Here is a 1,579-nt window from a genome sequence, read left to right on the forward strand (position 1 = left end):
ACGCTTTTCGCGGAGCCGATAGCTGTCTCCACGGATGGTGATGACATGGCTGTGGTGAAGCAGCCGATCGAGGATGGCCGTCGCGACGACGGGATCGCCGAAGACCGAGCCCCATTCTCCGACGGCCCGGTTTGAGGTCACGAGCATGGCGCCTCGCTCGTAGCGGCGGCTGACGAGCTGGAAGAACAGATGCGCGGCGTCGGGCTCGAACGGCAGGTAGCCAAGTTCATCGACGATCAGCAGCTTGGGCTTGGCGTAGTGGGTGAGCTTTTCCTCGAGCCGCCCTTCACCATGGGCCTTGGCCAGTTGCGCGACCAGCGTCGTCGCCGGCGTGAACAGGACCGAGTAGCCGGTGACGATGGCTTCGCGCCCGAGCGCGACCGCCAGATGGGTCTTGCCCACGCCCGGCGGGCCCAGGAGCAGCACCGCCTCGCCATTGGCGATGAAGCGCCCCGTCGCGATCTCGCGGATCTGCGCCTTGTCGAGGGAAGGCTGGGCCCCGAAGTCGAAGCCGCTGAGGTCGCGCACGAAGGGGAAACGCGCCAGGCCGAAGGACATGTCGATCCGGCGCTGGTCGCGGCGTGCGACCTCGCGCTCGCAAAACAGCGTCAGCGCCTCCCGGATCGTGAGTTCGCGGCGACCGGCCTCGTCGATCAGGCTGTCGAGCTGATCGCGCAGCGCCGTCAGCTTCAACCGGCCGAGCAAGGCAGTCAGGTGATCATGGTCGTTCATCAGAAGCCTCCCCCGACAACCGCCTCATACTCCGCCAGCGGACGCAGCAACGCAGCCGGCGCGGGCGGCGATCTCGGCGGCGCCAGGTGAACCGGCCGCTCGCGCGTGCCCACGAGCCCGGCCAGATGGGCATCGTCGACGATCCGGCCATGGCGCCCCTTCAACTCGGCATGGACGGCCACCTCGCGCCCGCCATGGTGGATGCGCACGATCGCGTTGCCGACGGTGACCCGGACCCGCTCGCCGATCAGCCGCCACGGCACCGAATAGGCATTGCCGTCGATCGCCACCGCGCAATCGGCACCGACGCTGCGCATCAGATCGCGATGCGTCGTGAACGGCGGAATGCCCCTCACGGGTCTGAGGGCCCCGGCTTCCTCGCGCAGGAAGCGATCGATCGGTGCCTCGCCGGTCGTGCCATGGATACGCAGATCGGCGATGTCGCGCGTCCAGGCGTCCAGATGCGCCTCCATCGCGGCCCAGCTGGCGAAGCGTCGGCCGGCGATGGCGTTCCTCTTCACATAGCCGACCCCGCGCTCGTCCTTGCCCTTTGTGCGCGCCCGATACGGCGCACAGGCCCGGATGCGAAAACCCCAATGCTTCGCGAAGGCATGCAGCCTGGGATGAAGAACGACCTCCCGGCTCGATGGATCATGGTGCAAAACGAGAGCGCGGGCGTTGTCGAGCAACACCTCGCGCGGAATCCCGCCGAAGGCCTGGAACGTGCTCTCCATCCCGGAAAACCAACTCTCCTGCTTCTCGTGCCCGAAGGCGCGCACATGAAGCCGGCGCGAATAGCCCAGCGTTGCGACAAAGAAGAAAACCTTGGTCGCGACACCGCCAATCT

Annotated in this window: 2 protein-coding genes; both read right to left on the reverse strand. The window is 67.1% G+C overall.

All coding sequences use genetic code 11. The annotated features are described in order from the left end of the window. Positions 1–732 (reverse strand): IS21-like element helper ATPase IstB (istB, locus tag ACFPN9_RS08070; RefSeq protein WP_377816337.1); only part of this gene is annotated, 732 nt, incomplete at its 3' end. Then, on the reverse strand, positions 732–1,579 hold an 848-nt coding region (gene istA, locus ACFPN9_RS08075), incomplete at its 5' end, for an IS21 family transposase (RefSeq protein WP_377816339.1). The genes istB and istA, both read right to left, overlap by 1 nt.

Source organism: Allobosea massiliensis, from assembly GCF_042655245.1.
Lineage (GTDB): Bacteria > Pseudomonadota > Alphaproteobacteria > Rhizobiales > Beijerinckiaceae > Allobosea > Allobosea massiliensis.